The organism is Flavobacterium channae, from assembly GCF_021172165.1.
GTDB lineage: Bacteria > Bacteroidota > Bacteroidia > Flavobacteriales > Flavobacteriaceae > Flavobacterium > Flavobacterium channae.
Genome location: NZ_CP089096.1, coordinates 34,792 through 54,644 on the forward strand (window position 1 = coordinate 34,792; position 19,853 = coordinate 54,644).

Sequence of the window (19,853 nt, forward strand, 5' to 3'; positions counted from 1 at the left end):
TGTTTTATTAAACCGAATTGAAAAACTAACATTTAAAATTCTGAATTTTCTTTAATTTTTTGATTGTATTCTTCTTTAGAAATCCTTTTTTTATTTGGCAATTCTAAGGAGATTTTTTTATCCGATAGAACAATTGATTTTGCCACTACCTTATTTCCGTTTTTTTCTAATTCCAAAATTAAACCTGGTAATCCATTGTATTCCAAAGGGCCATAAGAATAAGGTAATTCAGGACAAAACCATGCCGTAATTACCCTTTCTTTGTTTTTACCATCTCTTGCTGTATAACTTTCAGTACAAGTAGCTTTGTAGCATAAGTAGTTGTTAATTTTTTTGCTTTCACTTGAAATATTCCAATTATGATTTGATGGAGTTTTAATTAGAAATTCACCATAATCTTCGTGTAATAACTTTTCTTTTAATTCAAAATAGACTTCTTTGAATCCAAGCATTATCAACAAAGTTTCTTCAGCTAAATTATACCCATCTTCTTTGTTTAAACTTAATTTATAAAAAAAACTATTTTGGTTATTAAATTTTAATTCGAAGGAAATTCTTGCATTTTCAAGATTTTTAATTTGAACATCTCCTTTGTTTTCCTTTGTTTCAGGATATTTTTTTGACATTGCTTCATAAACAACTTGTCCGCTTTGCGAAAACAAAATGTTAAGTGAGAATAGTAGGATTACAACAACTTTTTTATGAATCATAGAGTTATAGGTTTTGGTGTTTTTTTTAATTCAAAATAAATCAGAATTGTTTTTTGACAAATTCACGAACCTTATTTTGAAATTCTTGATCAGTAATTATCTTTCCTTCATTTGGCAGTACAATTTCTTTAACATCATTTGAAAACGCAATTTTTTCAACGCCAAAAACATTATTCCATTCTTGTAATTCTAATATTAAACCAGGAAGACCGCCATAGCCTTTTGGTCCAATTGAGATAGGAATTTGAGGGCAAAACCAAGCAACTACAGGATGTTTGAAAATTTTACCATTGTCCACAATATATTCGTTAGTTGCTTTATAGCAAGTGTAGCCATCAATGATTTTCGATTCATTTGTTAGAACCCAATTTAGATTCAAAGGTTCGATTATTAAGTATTCATTTTCTTTGAAAATGCTACCCGAATTGTTGTAATAAATTTTATTTTTAAAAATATAGATTTCTTTTTTAGCTCTACTATGAAGTATTGTCATTTCTAAGTTTTGACCATCTAAAGATAAGTTCTTTGTAAGTTTAAATTCGGAAATAGAGTCGTTGAACGTTAATTCAAATTTGAGATGTTTTGCGCCTTCTATTGCTTGTAAAACAAATTTTCCAATAGTTTCATTTTTGATTAATTTTTCATCTTCTAATATTTTAAAACTATAGGTTATGGTTCCGCTTTTTTGTGCAAGAGTGACTAAAGAAAATAAAGCGAAGATGAGTAGAAAGAAATATTTCATCGGTTTTACTTATTTTTTTATGGGTTTCATGGTTTGAAATTAAACAACATGTAATTTTTAACTAATTATTGTTTATGAGTTCATCTTTAACTCTTCGATCTCTGTTTTTAATTTCCTCATCGGATAACATTTCTCCTTCTGTTGGCTCTGTTATTTTAGTAGGAACAGTTTTCAAATCTATTTTTTCAACAACATAGGCAATTTCGTCTTCATGTAATTCTAAAATTAATCCAGGTAATCCAGAATATCTTGTAGGGCCTAGTGGAACTGGAATTTCAGGACAATACCAAGCTACAACAGGCCATAAAAACTCACGACCTTTCCATTTTTGAACATAAGTGTAAGTAGCTTTATAACATTTATAGCCTTGAATTTCTTTGGTTTCAGTAGTTAAATTCCATTCGATAAAACTTGCTTTTCTTTTTCTTAATAACGTAGCAAATGAATAGGTAAGCTGTTCAATTAAAGTATCTTTTTTTCTATTTATATAAAAAATGTCATCACCATAAAACAACCCAACAGTATATCTTTTACTCAATTGATTTTCTAAATCTGAAATCATATTTTCAGACATTGTAAAAACAGCGGCCTCATTGTTGAATTGAAGCGTAAATCGAAGTAATTGTGCCATCATTTCGTGGTCTAATTCTTCTTGATACCACATTCTGTTTTGCTGTTTGAGTTCTTCTGTGGCTTGCTTTATACTAAAAAACGATTTGTAAGTAATTATTCCATTTTGTTGGCCAAAAGAACTAATAAATGTTGTAAAAAAAAGAAAAATTATTGTTTTTTTCATAGTTGAGAATGCTTGATTAAACATAACCTCTGCGTTTTACTTCGCGTAAAATGCTGGAATCATCTGTGATATTTAATCCTTGTTTTATTTTGGCAAGCCTTTTTTGAATAGCAACTTCTGTTAAAAGAAGTTCCGAAGCAATTTCTTTTATTTTATAACCTTTGCTTAGTAATTCAACGATTTTGCGATTGGATTCTTTTGTAAAAATTTCTTCAATCCACATTTTGTCTTTTTTTTCTATTACAGTTGGGCTGCTGTATTTTTTTCCTTTTACAACAACATCGCTACAAATTGTAATTAATTCTTCGGGTTTTACATCGCTTTTAATAATTAAAGCATCTGGTTTTACTTTATGATCGATATCAAGTAAAATTAAATCTTCTAAATGTGCTGTAAAAATTAGCGTTTTACAAGAAGGCATTTTTTCGCGAAGAAACAAACAAACATCACCGCCATTTAAAATGTTTTTTTCCGTGTCTGCTGGCATAGAAAAGTCGAGTATTGCCAAATCAAAATTTTCATTGGCTGCTGAAAAAGCATTAATTTCAAAAATAGCCGTTTTGCAGTTTTGTGCTTCTACAAAATGAATTGTTTTAACATCTTCAAAAGCATAATTTACTATGGTTTTCAAAGAGTTAATCATGTATTGATGGTCGTCAGCAATTAAGATTTTCACGCGTGAAGGCTTTTATTTGCTACAAATTACTACAAAAAAGGCATAGCGCCATAATGAAAAATAAAATTTAACAAACGGTATAAAAAAACCATACTTTGTGTTAAAACAAATTACTTCTTAGGTGCTACAGGAACTTGTTCGTTTTTAGTAATTAAAAGTTCCACTCTTCGGTCTAGTGTGCTTCCTTTTTTCAAAGATTGTGTGTTGCCATAACCTTTAAATGTCATACGTGTTCTGCTAATGCGTTTCATTAAAAAGTAATTGTATACTCTTTTAGCACGATTAATAGACAATTCACGTTTTTTGGTATCGCGATCAATAGCTTCTTTTTGGAATGTTGGCGTACAACAAACGTGCCCTTGAATTTCGAAATGGATGTTTTTGTATTTGTGAAGTTCTAAAGCAATTCGGTCCAATTCTTTCTTTGCTTTGTAGGTAAGTTGACTACTTCCTCTTTCAAACAAAACGTGGTCTAGATAAATTCTATCGCCAACAATTCTGTCTTTTTTAATGGAACTATAAACGCCAGGAATTTTTAAATCTTCAATTACAACTGGTTTAAAATTGACTACTACGTCTACTCTACGGTTTTTTGAACGCGCTTCCGGAACATTGGTTTGCATGTCTTCATCAAGCATAATTCTCCCTTTTCCTTCAAGGGTAATGATGATTTTACTCTTAATTCCTTTTTCTATCAATTTGTCTTTTACCGTGTTAGCTCTGTTGGTAGACAAAGTGTAGTTATAAGCATCTTTTCCTCTGTCATCACAATAACCAAAAATTTGTACCGATTCTATTCGGGCAGTATCAATTTTACTAACAAAAGCTACAACGGCATTGGCTTGCTCTTCTTTTAAATTGTATTTGTCAAATTCGAAGAAAATAGAGTGTACTTCTTCGTCTTCTTGTGCAAAACTAACAATTGAAAAAAGAAAAAGAAATAGCGAGAGTAAACGTGTCATTTTTTATTTTTTTAATATCGATTTGTATTGATTTGTATTGTTTAATAAAGCAATTGCTTTTTCAATTTCTACATTTTCTTTGGTGTAAAACTGATATAAACCTTCGCGATATTGGTAACGAGTTATAAGATCTTCCTGAATTAATTTTTTAATTTGGTTTTTGTTTTTATCCAATTCCAATTCTTGATTTCTTTCGATTGCCAATTCCAATTGTTTGTATTCATTAGCAATTTGTGAATCAATCTTTTCTTTTTTAGCGGTTTCAAGAACGTTTTTAAGCGCTTTATTAGTTTCGGTGTCTAAACTTATCTTTTCTTGTTTTAAATACGCTTTAAAAGCATTAAAATCGGCATCAGAAACTGTTGGTATTCCGTTTAAAGAAGGATTTTTATAATACCATTGTGTTCCAAAGTTAAAAATAGCATCCGTTTTAGTAACAGCGTCTGTAATATTAGCCAATTTAGTTTCTTCAATTTGAACATCTGGTAAAACGCCTCCTCCATCATAAACGGTTCTTCCTGCTTTGGTTTTAAAAGCATTGAACTCGTCTTGTGATTTTGTAATTGCTTTTCCGTTTTCGTCTTTTTTAGAATAATCTAATGCCTGAATACATCTTCCTGAAGGCGTGTAATATCTAGAAATAGTAACTTTAACTTGAGTTCCGTAAGACAAATCTAAAGGTCGTTGTACCAATCCTTTTCCAAAACTTCTTGAACCTAAAACCACTCCTCTATCCAAATCTTGAATTGCACCTGCAACAATTTCTGAAGCTGATGCACTTTTTCCATCAACAATTACAACAATAGGAATTTCTAAATCGATAGGTTCGTTTTTAGTACGATATTCTAAATTGTGTTTTGGATTTTTCGATTTTGTAGTAACAATTAGTTCTCCTTTTGGCACAAAAAGATTACAAATATTTACGGCTTCATGTAATAAACCACCCGGATTTCCTCTTAAATCTAAAATGATTTTTGTAGCGCCTTGTTTTTTTAAATCTAGCAAAGCAGTTTTGGTTTCAAAGCTTGATTTTTCAGTGAATTTACTTAAAACAATGTAGCCTGTATTGTCTTTTAAAAGCGAGAAAAATGGAACCGCTTTTATTTCAACATCATCTAAAATAATAGTAGCGCTTTGTGTTTTTCCTTGACGAAGATATTGAATGTCAATTTTGGTGTTTTTTGCACCACGAAACAATTGCGAAGCATCTTCTTTGTATTCTTTTAGATTGATATCGCCTATTTGAATTACTTCATCGCCCGCTTTTAAGCCAGCTTTGTCAGCAGGAAATCCTTTGTAAATTTCTTTCAAAAATACTTTTCCATCTCTTCTTTGAACCATGGCGCCTATTCCGGTGTATTCGCCAGTATTGTTGATTTTAAATTTTAAAACATCTTGTTCGTTGAAGAAAACCGTGTACGGATCTAATTCTTTCAACATGTTTTTTATGGCGTTATCCATCATTTCACCCGGATTGGTTTCGTCCACGTAATTTTGGTTAACGGTTTTGAAAAGTCCAGTAAAGATTTCAATTTGCTTGGCAATTTCAAAAAAGTCGTTCTTGAAACTAACACCCACAAATAAGAAACCCGCTGCCAGAACAGGAATGATTATTTTTCCTCTGAAATATTTTTTCATGTTGAAGTATTGAATTATACTAGTTTACGAAAGTAAAGAATCTTGAGCAAAAATTAAACCAAAAGTGCAATTTACTTCTGCCTTTCGTTGAATTTTTGAAAAAGTTGGATGGTTTTCTCTTCGATTTCTTGATAAGAAAGTCGCTCTTTCGATTGATAAAAAAACATAAATGCATACGGTTTTTCCAAATGATCAATCAAAAGATGCTTGTTTAAACGATACGTTTCACGCAAAACACGTTTGAAATAATTACGATTGACCGCTTTTTTGAAGTATTTTTTAGAAACGGAAACACCCATTTTAATCAGTTCCGCATTAGGCTCTGTATTTTCAACATAAACCAAACGCAACGGATATTTTGAAACTGATTTCCCTTCCGAAAACAACAAGTCAATTGTGGTTTTGCTTTTTAATTTTTCGTGTTTGGGATAAGTGAATTTCATGAAGCAAAGTTAGAAAACTTTAAATTAAGATGCGTATTTAAGTTTTAATTCTTCTTTTAGAATCACAAATTTGTAAAAAGTGAAGTTGGAAATTCCAAATAAAATTATGGTTAGTGTTCTTAAAATTTCATCAGGAAAATAATATTTGTTGATTAAAAACACGCCGATTTGAATCACAAATAAAATAGCGCTTATGAATAACCAATACAATCGTTTTTTGTCTTGAAAAAGGAAATTGAAAGTTGCCATTCCGCCAATGAAAGAAGTTAAAAAGCCATTTATAACCCATGGATAAAAATCCATTTTCACTTCTTTTTCTATCAAAAGTAACGCATACAAATAGATAAAAAAGAACGGAATGGAAGCCAAAACAATCGCTAACCAATTTTTATTTTCGATACTTTTATAAACGATGATAAAGATTAAAATCCGATAAGCAAGAGAAATGATAGCTCCAATAAAATTAAAAAAAGGCGTATTTTCCCTAAAGAATAAATAGGCAAAAAAGAACAAAATTAAAGCACTAAAATAAAGCGTACTTTTGATTTTGGAAGCAAGAAAATACATCAAAATAAGAATCGGAATTCGAATACTACCTAACAGGAATTCAAGAACGGGAAATGATTTCAGATTTAAAAATGAAAAGGCAACAACCACTAAAATGTATAGTATTGTTAATTGGGATACCGTTTTATTTTTATCTAAGATTTCCACCTTTTATTTTTATACTAATTTACTAATAATCAGTAGTATATTTTTTATTTTGTAGTTTTATTTTTAAGCCTACAAAAATAAGCATAAAAAAAGCTTCCTCAAACCGAAGAAGCTTTTCTAAATACAAAATCCATTCCTTATTCAGATAAAACCGCATTGCTTATAACTAAACTTTCCTGAACATGAGGAGGAACTAGTTGATAATTGCTAAATTCCAATTTGAATTTTGCTTTTCCTTGTGTTAATGAACGAAGAGTAGAACCGTAATCTTTGAGTTCGGCAAGAGGCACTTCGGAAATAATTTTTTGATAATGACCATCCGTATCCATGCCTTGAATGATGGCTCTTCGGGTTTGTAAATCGCCCATAACGTCGCCGGTGTAATCATCTTCGCAAAGCACCTCAAGTTGGTAATACGGTTCTAAAAGTTGAGGTCTAGCTTCATTAAAGGCATCTTTGAATGCGTGTGAAGCCGCCAATTGAAATGAAATATCATTACTGTCTACCGCATGCATTTTACCATCATAAATACAAACGCGAATGTTTTGACAATTAGAACCCGTTAACGGACCTTCGGTCATGGATTGCATGATTCCTTTTTTTATGGCTGTGGCATAACGATTGTCGATAGCACCACCCACAATACACCAATAGAAGGCAAATTTTCCGCCCCAAGGCAATTCTTCAATTTCTTTGTTACGAACGTTTACGCCTTGTGGTTCAGGCATATCATCGTAATAAGGCTCAATGGTTAAATGTACTTCGCCAAATTGTCCTGCGCCACCACTTTGTTTTTTATGACGATATTCTGCTTTTGCTGCTTTTGTTATCGTTTCGCGATAGGGAACTTTTGGTTCTTCAAAGATAATTTCGATGTTATTTTCACTTTCGATACGATGTTTGATTAAATCCAAATGCAATTGCCCTTGACCATGTACAATGGTTTGTTTTAATTCCGAAGATTGCTCTACTTTGAAAGTCAAATCTTCTTCTTCAATTTGATGTAACGCTTTAATCATTTTTTCCATATCGGCTAGATTGGCAGTTGTAACCGCTTTTCTGATGCGACTTTCTGGAAATTGCATTTTTCTGACTTTTCTTTCTACACCTTTAGCATTCAACGTATTGTTGGAGTGTCCGTATTTTAATCGAACTGTAACTCCTAAATCACCAGCAACTAATTTGTCAACCGAAGTTCTTTGTTTTCCTTCTGCAACGAATAATTGCGTTAAGCGTTCGGTTTCTCCGTTATCGGCATTTACTAATTCATCACCAGCATTCAATTCACCCGAAAGCACTTTGAAATAAGAAACCATTCCCACTTGCGGTTCCGAAAGGGTTTTATAAATGAAAATAGTAGTTTTGTCACTAGCATCGCATTTTAATTCACCACCATTTTCTAATTTTTTCGCTGGTCTATCGGCTGGAGATGGCGCAATATCATCAATGAATCCCATGATTCTTCCACTTCCCATATCTTTTAATCCAGAAGCACAGAAAACCGGAAATATTTGTTGATGAGCAAGCGCAATAGTTAATCCTTTTGCTAATTCTTCTTCATCTAAATTGCCTTTTTCGAAGTATTTTTCCATCAACCCTTCTTCATTTTCTGCAGCCGCTTCTACTAAGGCATTATGAAGTGCATTTGCTTTTTCTAATTCCGATTCTGGAATAGGCATTTTTTCTGGTTTTCCGCCATTTTCTGGGAAAACATACATCGTCATGCGAAGTACATCAATAATACTATTGAATTTTTCTCCTGAATTGTATGGATATTGAATCGGAATCACTTTATTTCCGAAACGATTTATGGCTTGTTCTAAAATAGTTTCGAAATCTGCTTTTGTATGGTCCATTTGATTGATGACAAAAAAAGCAGGTGTTTGATAATTTTGAACGTATTCCCAAACGATTTCTGTTCCTACTTCTACCCCAGAAGCTGCATTTAGAAGAATTACAGCAGTATCAGAAACTTTAAGGGAAGAAACTACTTCGCCTATAAAATCATCAAAACCAGGAGTGTCAATGATGTTGATTTTGTTGTTGTGCCATTTAACGTGCATCAAGTGGCTGTATAAGGTATTTTCTCTTTCGTGTTCTAAATCGGTAAAATCCGAAATGGTGTTGTGATTTTCTACCGAACCACGACGAGGAATAACACCACTTTCAAATAACATGGTCTCGATAAAGGTGGTCTTTCCTGATCCTGAATGCCCAAGAAATACCACGTTTCTAATGTCTTTGGTTGCAATGCTCATGACTTTATGTGTTTAAATGAATAACTAATTTTAACTGCATTTTTAGCACATTAAAATTACGAAAGACCAAACACGTAAATCATGATAATTATCATCTCAATTATTCAAAATCAACATAAAAAAAGCGACTCGAAAGCCGCTTTAAATTTTATTTTTTGGGAAAGATGTTATCTTCTTTATTCACATCTGCCATCATGTTTTCTGGGTCGATGGTGATGGATTTGATTTTATCTTTTGGTTTTGCAATTTCAAAAGTGAAAGTAGGGTAAGCCCAATCCCAACCTTTCAAAACATTTCCTTTAATTTCAGGATAAGGATTTGGTTTTTCCCAACGCATTAAGGTATTTGGAATGTAGAAAAATTCTTTTGTTCCATCGGTATATTCTACCATAACATCTAAAGGCATTGGCATTCTGCCTTTTCTTTCAAAAACTACTTTAGTATTGGCTGCATTGGCTTCAGAAACTTCTTTGATGCTGTAGTCAATCGTGTTGGTGGTTAATGTCCAATCTAACAAATACCAATCTAAATTAGCACCTGAAACTTTTTCCGCCACACGCTTAATATCATTTGGAGTTGGGTGCGTGAATTTATAGTCGTTGTAATAACGTTTGATGGTTTTGTTGAGGTTTTCTTGCCCAATTAAATAACCCAATTGTACTAAAAATACTTCTCCTTTACTGTATGCTGAAATTCCGTACGCCATATTGATATCGTAACGGTCAGCGTGTGTAGAAAGCGGTTGTTCTTTACCTGATTTGGCTAAATAAATGTAATTGTTATATGCATCTTCATAAGGAACTTCAGGTTTTTTTGGAGGCAATACCTTGTTCATCGCTAAGTTAGAAATGTATGAAGTAAATCCTTCATCCATCCATTCGTGTTTGGTTTCGTTAGTTGCTAATACAAATTGGAACCAAGAATGCGCCATTTCATGAGCGGTTACACCTACTAAACTTCCAAAAGCTCTATTTCCTGTTATTAAAGTACACATTCCATATTCCATTCCACCATCGCCACCTTGAATTACAGAATATTGTTTGTAAGGATAAAGTCCAACGTTTTCATTGAAAAACGCTAATAATTCTGCAGTTTTAGGTTGCATTTTTTTCCAATTTTCTAAATTTTCTTTCTTGTTTTTGTATAAGAAATGCAATTCCACATTGTTTGGACCTAAAATCATGTCATGAATGAATTCGTTATCGGCACCCCAAGCAAAATCATGCACGTTTGGCGCATAAAAATGCCAAGTTAATGTTTTGGTTTTCTTTGGATAAACAACTTGCACGCCAGCATCTTGATATCCATGCCCAATTTCATTTTTGTTTTGTAAATAACCTGTTCCGCCGATTGTGTACGCTTTATCAATTGTGATTTTTACATCAAAATTTCCCCAAACCCCATGAAATTCTCTAGCGATATATGGATTAGCGTGCCATCCTTCAAAATCGTATTCACATAATTTTGGATACCATTGGGTCATTGATAAAGCAACGCCTTCTTCAGAAATTCTTCCAGAACGACGAATTTGTAATGGCACTTGACCATCAAAATCTAACGAAAGTGTTGTTTTTTGTTTTGGTAAAATAGGTTTTACTAAAGTAACTTCTAAAATAGTTCCTACTACTTTTGTGGTTGCAGAAACTCCATCTTGTTTAAAATTAGTGATGTTTAAATAGCCAATTTCATTTGGTTTTAAAGTGCTAATTCTACTTTCTTTAACCTCTTTTCCTTCTTTTTTGAACGTTTTCACCATTCGCTTATCAGGGTCAGAAATAGCTTGAAGTCTGGCATCCATTTCGCTTTCTGGTTGAAACGCATTGTTGTACAAATGATAGAAAACTTTGTGTAAGGTGTCAGGTGAATTATTTGTGTACACAATTTCCTGTTTTCCTTTGTATTGGAATTTTTTTACATCCATATTCACCTCCATTTTATAGTCAACGTGTTGTTGCCAATACCCTGGATTTGGATTGTTTTGTGCAAAGCTAGTACAAGAAACTAGTAAAAAAAGTAATTTTTTCATAATCAATTTTTTAAAAGAAAAACCTACAAGAATTTAACAACCTGTAGGTTTTTGGTTTTACTAAAGTAATGATACTTTTATTTTTTTGCCATTTTAGCTGCTAAAACTAAAGCGTTGTAGGCATTAACAATTCTTCCCGATTTAGAAGCGTCTGCAAAGTTTGCTTTATGCTTATCTTCACCAATTGTAACTGTGTTTTTTAATGGTGTTCCGCTTTCCATGATGATTTGCTTAACTTGAACTGCAGTTAAACTTGGATAGTAAGAACGAATTAATGTTGCAACACCAGCTACGTTAGGAGAAGCCATTGAAGTTCCTTGTAAATATTCATAGGTATTTAATGGAGTAGTAGCATAAATTTTATCTCCTGGAGCATAAATATCTACATTGTTTTTTCCGTAGTTAGAAAAACTTGCTATCATTTTAGTTCCGTAAGTTGGAGAAAGCGCTCCAATGATTAATACGTTTTTAGCGTATTCTGGACTTCCATCATAGGTATCGTTTGGATATTTGTTTTTTACATCTAAATCATAAGATTCGTTTCCAGCAGCGATAACTACTAAAACGTCTTTTGATTCAGCATATTTGATGGCATCCATAACCCATTCTTTGTGTTGTGAATAGTATTTTCCAAAAGAACCATTGATTACTTTCGCACCATTATCTGCAGCATAGCGAATAGCCAACGCAATATCCTTGTCATACTCATCTCCATTTGGAACGGCTCTTAACGCCATGATTTCAGCATTATTCGTAACACCATCACCACCTTTATTATTACCTCTAACTTGCGCTACAATTCCAGCTACGTGCGTTCCATGTTTTGCTTCTTTTGGCTCTGGACCTACTACATTGTTGTTTCCGTATTTAGTATCTTTTAAATCATCTGGATTGTCACCAACGATTTTTCTTCCATCAAAATCAACGTTTAAGTTGTAGTTAACTTGTCCGTAGATATAATCTTTGAATTCTTCAATTTGTTTATCAAAATCCGCTTTTGTGCTATTACTTAAAACTTGTGTAAAAACAGCTTTAGCTTGAGATAATGAAGTTTCTGTTGCAGGAATTGCTTTTACTTCTTCTAATGTAAAATCACTCTTTTTGAAATAGCCCACTAAGGCTTTTTCAGCATTTAGAATGAAATCTAATTGTTGTTTTTGAGGTTGAATTCCTTTTAATTCTTCTGCTAATTCTGTTTTTGCTTTGTCATATTCAGGAGTTCCAGGACCTTTTTTAACGATACGTGTCATTTCTAATTGCTCATGAACAGCATTTCCTAAGAAATTCCACCCGTGAATATCGTCGATATAACCGTTTTTGTCATCGTCAATTCCGTTACCTGCAATTTCTTTTTGATTGGTCCAAATCACCGCTTTTAAATCTTCGTGGTTGATATCAACACCTGAATCTACGATACCAACGATAACTTTTTTACCTTTTTTACCTTTTAAAAGTTCCGTGTAAGCTTTGTCAACACTCATACCTGGAAGCGTGTCTTTAACTAAGTCTAAATGACTCCAACGTTGCAAATCTTTTTCTGCGACTGGAGTAGTTTTTAAGGGTAAGTTATCAATATTTTCAACCGGAGTTGAAACCATTTGCTGAGTTCCGCAGCTTGCTAATGCGAATGCAAAAGCTAAACTTAAGTAAAGCGGTCTAAAAATTCTCTTCATTTTTCAATTAATTAATTTCAGTTATTGGACTGAAGTGATTTGTATTTGTTACAATAATATTTCTTTTTAACATTATTTTAAAATGTCTTCACATCTGAAAACTTCTTTCAAACGCACCCCTTTTTCGGTTCGCTCTACCGTAATAATTTCATTGTGAGCGTCGTGCTCTAACCATAAATAATAATTATTATCAGCCGCAGCGTTCATGAATTTTGCTTTTTCATCCAATGTCAACAAAGGTCTAGTGTCGTAACCCATCACATATGGAATTGGAATATGTCCAGCAGTTGCTAGTAAGTCGGCACAAAAAACAATGGTTTTTCCGTTGTAGTTGATGTGCGGTAACATTTGTTTTTCGGTATGACCATCAGCGTAAAATATATCAAAACCTAATTCATTTGAAAACCCAAAATCACTATCAGGACGATTTATGAAATGCAATTGGCCACTTTCTTGCATTGGAAATAAATTCTCGTGTAAAAAAGAAGCTTTTTCACGCGCGTTTGGTTTCGTTGCCCATTCCCAATGGTTTTCATTTGTCCAAAATTTTGCATTTTTAAATGCGACTTCGTAACCGGTTTTATCTTTGTTCCAATTTACGCTTCCACCACAATGGTCAAAATGCAAATGCGTCATGAAAACATCGGTAATATCATCGCGATGAAAACCAGCATTTTTTAACGATTTATCTAACGAATGGTCGCCCCAAAGTGAATAATAACCAAAGAATTTTTCCGATTGTTTATTTCCCATTCCGGTGTCAATTAAAATCAATCGGTTTCCGTCTTCAATTAATAAGCATCTCGCAGCGATATCAATTAGGTTATTTTCGTCGGCCGGATTGGTTTTATTCCAAATGGTTTTAGGTACCACACCAAACATAGCACCACCGTCTAATTTAAAATTTCCAGCTTCAATAGGATGTAATTTCATAGTTCAAACAATTTTCAGCCAAATTACAAAAAATACTATAAACAGAAACTATGAATCTATAAGTTATAAAAATGTTAGCAATTCTTGTAAAAAGCAATTTATGGCTTATCTTTGCGGTTAATTTAGACAAAATCAAAATAAGAATATGATTAAAGTATCTGATACAGCAAGTAAAAAAATCATCGCTATGATGCAAGAAGATGGTTTTGATGCAGCCAAAGATTACGTACGAGTAGGCGTAAAAAGTGGTGGTTGCTCGGGTTTGTCTTATGATTTAAAATTTGACAAAGAAATAGGAGAAAACGATAAAATATTTGAAGATAATAATGTAAAAATTGCCGTTGAGAAAAAGAGTTTTCTTTATTTGGCAGGAACTATATTAGAGTTTTCAGGTGGTTTAAACGGAAAAGGATTTGTGTTTAACAATCCAAACGCACAAAGAACGTGTGGATGTGGAGAGAGTTTCTCTCTATAAATCAAAAAATATGAGTAAGTATACAGAAGACGACTTAAAAGTCGAATTAGAAAATAAAGAATACGAATACGGATTTTACACCGAATTGGACTCGGAAACGTTTCCTATTGGCTTAAATGAAGACATTGTTCGTGCGATTTCGAAGAAAAAAGAAGAGCCTGAATGGATGACCGAATGGCGTTTGGAAGCTTTTCGCGCTTGGCAAGAAATGGAAGAGCCAGAATGGGCAAACGTAAATTACGAAAAACCAGATTTTCAGGCGATTTCGTATTATTCGGCACCTAAAAAAGCGGATCCGAATAAAAAATTAGAAGACGTTGACCCAGAACTTTTGGCGATGTACAAAAAGTTAGGAATTTCGGTTGATGAGCAAAAGAAAATGAATAACGTGGCGATTGATATCGTAGTAGATTCGGTTTCTGTGGCAACGACTTTCAAGAAAACATTGGCTGAAAAAGGAATTATTTTCATGAGTATTTCCGAAGCTATTAAAGAGCATCCAGAATTAGTACGCAAGCATTTAGGAACAGTTGTTCCCATGAAAGACAACTTTTATGCAGCTTTAAACTCAGCCGTTTTCTCGGACGGAAGTTTTTGTTATATTCCAAAAGGAGTGAAGTGTCCAATGGAATTATCTACGTATTTTCGTATCAATCAAGGAGGAACAGGACAATTTGAAAGAACACTTTTAGTTGCCGATGAAGATAGTTATGTATCCTATTTAGAAGGTTGTACAGCGCCTAGTCGTGATGAAAACCAATTGCACGCAGCAGTTGTAGAATTAATTGCAATGGACGGAGCTGAAATCAAATATTCAACCGTTCAAAACTGGTATCCAGGAAATAAAGAAGGAAAAGGCGGGGTTTATAACTTTGTAACTAAAAGAGGTTTGTGCGAGAAAAACGCAAAAATTTCTTGGACACAAGTAGAAACAGGTTCGGCTGTAACTTGGAAATATCCATCATGTGTATTAAAAGGCGATAATTCAATCGGAGAGTTTTATTCGATTGCGGTTACAAATAACTTCCAACAAGCGGATACCGGAACAAAAATGATTCATTTGGGAAAAAACACCAAATCGACCATTATTTCAAAAGGTATTTCAGCTGGAAAATCACAAAACAGTTATAGAGGATTAGTTCAGATAGGAGCAAGAGCAGAAAATGCTCGTAACTTCTCACAATGTGACTCATTGTTAATGGGAAATAATTGTGGTGCACACACTTTTCCATATATCGAAAGTAAAAATGCTTCGGCAAAAATCGAACACGAAGCTACGACTTCAAAAATTGGAGAAGACCAAGTGTTCTATTGTAACCAACGCGGAATCCCAACCGAAAAAGCCATCGCTTTAATCGTAAACGGTTTCAGTAGAGAAGTATTGAATAAATTACCAATGGAATTCGCAGTTGAAGCTCAGAAATTATTGGAAATATCGTTAGAAGGTTCAGTAGGATAGTCAATCATAAATTCGAATATATAACACATTTACAAAATGTTACAGATAAAAAACTTACACGCTTCGGTAGAAGACAAAGACATATTAAAAGGAATCAACCTTGAAATTAAAGCAGGAGAAGTGCATGCAATTATGGGACCAAATGGTGCCGGAAAATCTACATTATCTTCAATTATTGCAGGCAATGAAAATTATGAAGTTTCAGAAGGAGAAATCTTTTTAGATGGCGAAGATTTATCAGAATTAGCACCAGAAGAAAGAGCGCACAAAGGTGTTTTCTTGTCGTTCCAATATCCTGTTGAAATTCCAGGAGTTTCGGTAACTAACTTCATTAAAACAGCTATTAATGAAAAACGTAAAGCTAACGGACAAGAGGAAATGCCAGCAAACGAAATGTTGAAAATGATTCGTGAAAAATCAGAATTGTTAGAAATGGATCGTAAGTTTTTGTCACGTTCGTTAAACGAAGGTTTCTCTGGAGGTGAAAAGAAACGTAATGAGATTTTCCAAATGGCAATGTTAGAGCCTAAAATCGCTATTCTAGACGAAACAGATTCAGGTTTGGACATCGATGCTTTACGTATTGTAGCAAATGGTGTAAATAAATTGAAAAACGAAAACAATGCGGTATTGGTAATTACGCATTACCAACGTTTATTAGATTATATCGTTCCAGATTTTGTTCATGTATTAATGGATGGAAAAATTGTAAAATCAGGAACTGCAGCTTTAGCTTTAGAACTAGAAGAAAGAGGTTACGACTGGATTAAAAACGAATTAAATTAGTTTACAGTCTCAGTCACAGTTATCAGATGACTGCGACTGAACACTGCGACTGAACACTAAATACAATGGAATTAAAAGAGAAATTATTAGCTTCTTTCATGGCTTTTGAAGAAAAAATCAAAGACAATGAAGATTTACATGAAGTTAGAAATCAAGCAATAAAAAACTTTGAAAATAAAGGCTTTCCAACTAAAAAAGAGGAAGCTTGGAAATATACTTCTTTAAATGCGGTTTTAAAGAACGATTTTAGCGTGTTTCCAAAACATGAAAATGCTATTGAATTCAAAGATGTAAAAAAATACTTTTTACACGAAATAGACACTTATAAAGTGGTGTTTATCGATGGTAAATTCAGTTCTTTTTTGTCTTCAACAACACATGATGGTTTAGATGTTTGTTTGATGTCTTCGGCATTAACAAAGCCTAAATACAAAATGGTTATTGATACTTACTTTAATCAAGTTGCTAATAAAGAAGAAAGTTTAACTTCTTTAAATACGGCTTTTTCATTGGAAGGTGCTTACATTAACATTCCAAAAAGCAAAGTAGTGGAGAAACCTATCGAAATCATTTATTTCTCAACAGGAAATGAAGCAGCTTTGATGGTACAACCTCGAAATTTAATTATTGTAGGTGAAAACGCTCACGTGCAAATTGTAGAACGTCATCAGAGTTTAAATTCGAATCCGGTTTTAACCAACTCGGTTACTGAGATTTTTGCTCAAAAACGTGCTATTGTAGATTATTACAAAGTGCAAAACGATGTTCAAACAGCTAACTTGATAGACAACACTTATATTGCTCAAAAGCAAGAAAGTAGGGTTTCGGTTCATACTTTTTCTTTTGGTGGAAATATTACGAGAAACAACTTGAATTTCTATCACCAAGGAGAAAGAATCGATTCTACACTTAAAGGAATTACTATTATTGGTGATAAACAACACGTTGATCATTACACTTTGGTACAACACGCAACACCAAATTGCGAAAGTCACCAAAATTATAAGACAATTTTAGACGGACAGTCGACAGGTGTTTTTAATGGAAAAATTTATGTTGAAAAAGAAGCACAAAAAACCGATGCTTTTCAACAAAACAACAATATTTTAATAGGGGATAAGGCAACAATCAACGCAAAACCACAATTGGAAATTTTTGCTGATGATGTTAAATGTTCTCATGGTTGTACTATTGGTCAATTAGACGAAAGTGCCATGTTCTACATGCAACAACGTGGAATTCCTAAAAAAGAAGCAAAAGCATTATTGATGTACGCGTTTACAAGCGAAGTTACATCGAGTGTACAAATACCAGAACTAAAAGCTAAAATTGCTAAATTAATAGCAAACAAGCTAGGCGTTAACATGGGGTTTGATTTGTAATACAAAGTAAACCGCATTTGATGCGGTTTTATTTTTTAAAAGAGATTTATGTTAGACATTCAAAAAATAAGAGCCGATTTCCCGATACTTTCACAAAAAGTAAATGGAAAACCTTTGGTGTATTTTGATAATGGAGCAACGGCTCAAAAACCACAAGTGGTGATTGATGCGGTTTCAAAATATTATAGCGAAATAAATGCGAATATTCATCGCGGTGTACATACATTGAGTCAATTGGCAACAGATGCTTACGAGGTTTCGAGAAATACGATTCAGGCGCATTTAAATGCAAAATACAACCACGAAATTATTTTTACTTCTGGTACTACATTCGGAATAAATTTAGTGGCTAACGGATTTGCAAGTTTATTACAAGCAGGTGATGAGGTGATGGTTTCGGCTTTAGAACACCATAGCAACATTGTGCCTTGGCAGTTTTTATGTGAAAAAACAGGAGCAAAGTTGGTGGTTATACCAATGAATGAAAAAGGTGAGTTAATTTTATCGGAATTCGATAAATTACTTTGTGAAAAAACGAAAATCGTAACGGTAAACCACATTTCAAATGCACTTGGAACGGTTAACCCAATTGAATACATAATCAAAAAAGCACATGGAGTAGGAGCAGCTGTTTTAATCGACGGAGCGCAAGCAACACCACATTTACGACCAGATGTTCAAGCTTTAGATTGTGATTTTTATGTGTTTTCCGGACATAAAGTTTGTGGACCAACTGGTGTTGGAATTTTATATGGAAAAGAAGAATGGTTACGCAAATTGCCACCATATCAAGGCGGTGGTGAAATGATTGCTGAGGTTACTTTTGAAAAAACAACGTATGCCGATTTACCGCATAAATTTGAAGCGGGAACTCCAAATATCGCTGGTGGAATTGTTTTAGGAACTGCAATTGATTATATGAATTCAATTGGTTTTGATAACATTGCAGCTTACGAACAACAATTGTTGGATTACGGAACAAAGCGATTATTAGAAATAGAAGGACTTACCATTTACGGAACAAGTGAAAACAAAGCGTCTGTAATTTCGTTTAATATTGATGGAATTCACCCGTATGATATTGGCACGATTATAGATAAATTAGGTATAGCGGTAAGAACTGGACACCATTGTGCACAACCTATTATGAATTTTTTCAACATTCCTGGTACCATTAGAGCAAGCTTTGCGTTTTACAATACCAAGGAAGAAATTGATATCTTTGTAGAAGCGGTTAAAAAAGCACAAATGATGTTATCTTAAAATTGATCATTATGAAAGTAGTTGCATTATTTTTCAGTTTAATGAGTTTTTTCACAAGTTGTAAATGCAATAAAACAGCAACAGATGAAACTTTGGTAAGTAGTAAAGAATCAACTTTGTCTTTGCAAACAAGTAATTTGCCTACTGTTGTTTATCAAGAAACCACAAGAGGAAGATATAGAAAAATTACTATAAGCGAAGGAAGTATTTATGTTATTACTGCTCATGGTGCAAAGCCAGTTTTTTGGGTGTTGAAAAAAGATGATAGTCAAAAGCTATTTGATTTATTTCAAAAAATAGATTTAGAAAAGTTGAGTACATTAAAAGCACCTACTGAAAAACGTTTTTACGATGGTGCACCTATTGCAAATATATCTTTTACCACAGAAAAACAAACTTATGCTTCAACAGATTTCGATGGTGGTTTTCCTCCAGCAGCGATTGAAGCATTTGTAAACGAATTGATTGTAGTTGCCGAAAAATTAAATAATTAAATGACAATTAAAGAAATACAAGACGAAATTGTAGACGAGTTTTCAATGTTTGACGATTGGATGCAACGTTACGAATACATTATAGAATTAGGAAAATCATTACCATTGATTGACGAACAATATAAAGTGGACGAAAACATTATTAAAGGATGTCAATCAAAAGTTTGGGTTCATGGTGAAGAGCAAAATGGTAATATTGTCTTTACGGCCGATAGTGATGCTATTTTGACTAAAGGAATTATAGCTATTTTAATTCGTGCTTTTTCTAATCAAACTCCGGCTGCAATTTTAGAAGCCAACACTGATTTTATTGACGAAATAGGATTAAAAGAACATTTGTCACCAACAAGAGCAAACGGATTGGTTTCAATGATCAAACAAATTAAAATGTATGCTTTGGCATTTCAAGCAAAACAATAATTA

The 19,853-nt window shown here is 33.2% G+C and carries 19 protein-coding genes; 7 read left to right on the forward strand and 12 right to left on the reverse strand.

Going from position 1 to position 19,853, the window contains the following annotated elements; translation table 11 throughout:
- Positions 1–32: 32 nt before the first annotated feature.
- The 12 genes from LOS89_RS00150 to LOS89_RS00205 form a co-directional block, all read right to left on the reverse strand.
- Positions 33–710: a GLPGLI family protein gene (locus tag LOS89_RS00150; protein ID WP_231835711.1), complete on the reverse strand. Its 678-nt coding sequence runs from the start codon at positions 708–710 to the stop codon at positions 33–35.
- A gap of 40 nt (positions 711–750) precedes the next feature.
- A complete protein-coding gene (locus LOS89_RS00155; protein WP_231835712.1) occupies positions 751–1,452 on the reverse strand; it encodes a GLPGLI family protein in 702 nt (233 codons plus the stop codon).
- A 61-nt stretch (positions 1,453–1,513) separates the two neighbouring features.
- Positions 1,514–2,248, reverse strand: a complete 735-nt coding sequence (locus tag LOS89_RS00160; protein WP_231835713.1) for a GLPGLI family protein — start codon at positions 2,246–2,248, stop codon at positions 1,514–1,516.
- Between the two features lie 16 nt (positions 2,249–2,264).
- Positions 2,265–2,924 (reverse strand): response regulator, encoded by a 660-nt coding sequence (locus LOS89_RS00165; RefSeq protein WP_231835714.1) that lies wholly within the window; start codon positions 2,922–2,924, stop codon positions 2,265–2,267.
- A 110-nt stretch (positions 2,925–3,034) separates the two neighbouring features.
- The gene (locus tag LOS89_RS00170) at positions 3,035–3,886 is read right to left on the reverse strand and encodes an OmpA family protein (RefSeq protein WP_231835715.1); all 852 of its coding nucleotides are present in this window, start codon (positions 3,884–3,886) and stop codon (positions 3,035–3,037) included.
- Positions 3,887–3,889: 3 nt separating this feature from the next.
- Positions 3,890–5,524, reverse strand: coding sequence for a S41 family peptidase (locus LOS89_RS00175; RefSeq protein WP_231835716.1), 1,635 nt, complete (start codon positions 5,522–5,524; stop codon positions 3,890–3,892).
- Between the two features lie 71 nt (positions 5,525–5,595).
- The gene (gene rnpA, locus LOS89_RS00180) at positions 5,596–5,967 is read right to left on the reverse strand and encodes a ribonuclease P protein component (RefSeq protein ID WP_231835717.1); all 372 of its coding nucleotides are present in this window, start codon (positions 5,965–5,967) and stop codon (positions 5,596–5,598) included.
- Positions 5,968–5,991: 24 nt separating this feature from the next.
- Positions 5,992–6,681, reverse strand: a complete 690-nt coding sequence (locus LOS89_RS00185) for a hypothetical protein (protein WP_231835718.1) — start codon at positions 6,679–6,681, stop codon at positions 5,992–5,994.
- Between the two features lie 137 nt (positions 6,682–6,818).
- Positions 6,819–8,939, reverse strand: coding sequence for an elongation factor G (locus LOS89_RS00190; protein ID WP_231835719.1), 2,121 nt, complete (start codon positions 8,937–8,939; stop codon positions 6,819–6,821).
- A 148-nt stretch (positions 8,940–9,087) separates the two neighbouring features.
- The gene (locus LOS89_RS00195) at positions 9,088–10,965 is read right to left on the reverse strand and encodes a M1 family metallopeptidase (protein WP_231835720.1); all 1,878 of its coding nucleotides are present in this window, start codon (positions 10,963–10,965) and stop codon (positions 9,088–9,090) included.
- 77 nt (positions 10,966–11,042) lie between these two features.
- Positions 11,043–12,638 (reverse strand): S8 family peptidase, encoded by a 1,596-nt coding sequence (locus LOS89_RS00200; RefSeq protein ID WP_231835721.1) that lies wholly within the window; start codon positions 12,636–12,638, stop codon positions 11,043–11,045.
- A 72-nt stretch (positions 12,639–12,710) separates the two neighbouring features.
- Positions 12,711–13,571 carry an MBL fold metallo-hydrolase gene (locus tag LOS89_RS00205; RefSeq protein ID WP_231835722.1) on the reverse strand — a complete coding sequence of 287 codons (861 nt, stop codon included), beginning with the start codon at positions 13,569–13,571 and terminating at the stop codon, positions 12,711–12,713.
- Positions 13,572–13,716: 145 nt separating this feature from the next.
- On the opposite strand from LOS89_RS00205, the gene LOS89_RS00210 reads away from it, so the two are divergent.
- From LOS89_RS00210 to LOS89_RS00240, 7 genes are all read left to right on the forward strand, one after another.
- Positions 13,717–14,046: a HesB/IscA family protein gene (locus LOS89_RS00210; RefSeq protein ID WP_026725390.1), complete on the forward strand. Its 330-nt coding sequence runs from the start codon at positions 13,717–13,719 to the stop codon at positions 14,044–14,046.
- 10 nt (positions 14,047–14,056) lie between these two features.
- Complete coding sequence (gene sufB / locus LOS89_RS00215) at positions 14,057–15,505, forward strand: Fe-S cluster assembly protein SufB (protein ID WP_231835723.1); 1,449 nt, start codon at positions 14,057–14,059, stop codon at positions 15,503–15,505.
- 36 nt (positions 15,506–15,541) lie between these two features.
- Positions 15,542–16,291: a Fe-S cluster assembly ATPase SufC gene (gene sufC / locus LOS89_RS00220; RefSeq protein ID WP_231835724.1), complete on the forward strand. Its 750-nt coding sequence runs from the start codon at positions 15,542–15,544 to the stop codon at positions 16,289–16,291.
- 65 nt (positions 16,292–16,356) lie between these two features.
- Positions 16,357–17,673: a Fe-S cluster assembly protein SufD gene (gene sufD / locus LOS89_RS00225; RefSeq protein WP_231835725.1), complete on the forward strand. Its 1,317-nt coding sequence runs from the start codon at positions 16,357–16,359 to the stop codon at positions 17,671–17,673.
- A 48-nt stretch (positions 17,674–17,721) separates the two neighbouring features.
- A complete protein-coding gene (locus tag LOS89_RS00230) occupies positions 17,722–18,936 on the forward strand; it encodes an aminotransferase class V-fold PLP-dependent enzyme (protein ID WP_231835726.1) in 1,215 nt (404 codons plus the stop codon).
- A gap of 11 nt (positions 18,937–18,947) precedes the next feature.
- Positions 18,948–19,430, forward strand: a complete 483-nt coding sequence (locus tag LOS89_RS00235; RefSeq protein WP_231835727.1) for a hypothetical protein — start codon at positions 18,948–18,950, stop codon at positions 19,428–19,430.
- Positions 19,431–19,850, forward strand: coding sequence for a SufE family protein (locus LOS89_RS00240; protein ID WP_231835728.1), 420 nt, complete (start codon positions 19,431–19,433; stop codon positions 19,848–19,850). It abuts the gene before it with no gap.
- Positions 19,851–19,853 lie beyond the last annotated feature (3 nt).

Bases quoted from the DNA above. Each gene is read 5' to 3' on its own strand.
- LOS89_RS00190 (WP_231835719.1), bottom strand. From the start codon at position 8,939: ATGAGCATTGCAACCAAAGACATTAGAAACGTGGTATTTCTTGGGCAT.
- LOS89_RS00195 (WP_231835720.1), bottom strand. From the start codon at position 10,965: ATGAAAAAATTACTTTTTTTACTAGTTTCTTGTACTAGCTTTGCACAA.
- LOS89_RS00175 (WP_231835716.1), bottom strand. From the start codon at position 5,524: ATGAAAAAATATTTCAGAGGAAAAATAATCATTCCTGTTCTGGCAGCG.
- sufD (WP_231835725.1), top strand. From the start codon at position 16,357: ATGGAATTAAAAGAGAAATTATTAGCTTCTTTCATGGCTTTTGAAGAA.
- LOS89_RS00240 (WP_231835728.1), top strand. From the start codon at position 19,431: ATGACAATTAAAGAAATACAAGACGAAATTGTAGACGAGTTTTCAATG.
- LOS89_RS00205 (WP_231835722.1), bottom strand. From the start codon at position 13,571: ATGAAATTACATCCTATTGAAGCTGGAAATTTTAAATTAGACGGTGGT.
- sufB (WP_231835723.1), top strand. From the start codon at position 14,057: ATGAGTAAGTATACAGAAGACGACTTAAAAGTCGAATTAGAAAATAAA.
- LOS89_RS00210 (WP_026725390.1), top strand. From the start codon at position 13,717: ATGATTAAAGTATCTGATACAGCAAGTAAAAAAATCATCGCTATGATG.
- LOS89_RS00235 (WP_231835727.1), top strand. From the start codon at position 18,948: ATGAAAGTAGTTGCATTATTTTTCAGTTTAATGAGTTTTTTCACAAGT.
- rnpA (WP_231835717.1), bottom strand. From the start codon at position 5,967: ATGAAATTCACTTATCCCAAACACGAAAAATTAAAAAGCAAAACCACA.
- LOS89_RS00170 (WP_231835715.1), bottom strand. From the start codon at position 3,886: ATGACACGTTTACTCTCGCTATTTCTTTTTCTTTTTTCAATTGTTAGT.
- LOS89_RS00150 (WP_231835711.1), bottom strand. From the start codon at position 710: ATGATTCATAAAAAAGTTGTTGTAATCCTACTATTCTCACTTAACATT.
- LOS89_RS00155 (WP_231835712.1), bottom strand. From the start codon at position 1,452: ATGAAATATTTCTTTCTACTCATCTTCGCTTTATTTTCTTTAGTCACT.
- LOS89_RS00160 (WP_231835713.1), bottom strand. From the start codon at position 2,248: ATGAAAAAAACAATAATTTTTCTTTTTTTTACAACATTTATTAGTTCT.
- LOS89_RS00200 (WP_231835721.1), bottom strand. From the start codon at position 12,638: ATGAAGAGAATTTTTAGACCGCTTTACTTAAGTTTAGCTTTTGCATTC.
- sufC (WP_231835724.1), top strand. From the start codon at position 15,542: ATGTTACAGATAAAAAACTTACACGCTTCGGTAGAAGACAAAGACATA.
- LOS89_RS00230 (WP_231835726.1), top strand. From the start codon at position 17,722: ATGTTAGACATTCAAAAAATAAGAGCCGATTTCCCGATACTTTCACAA.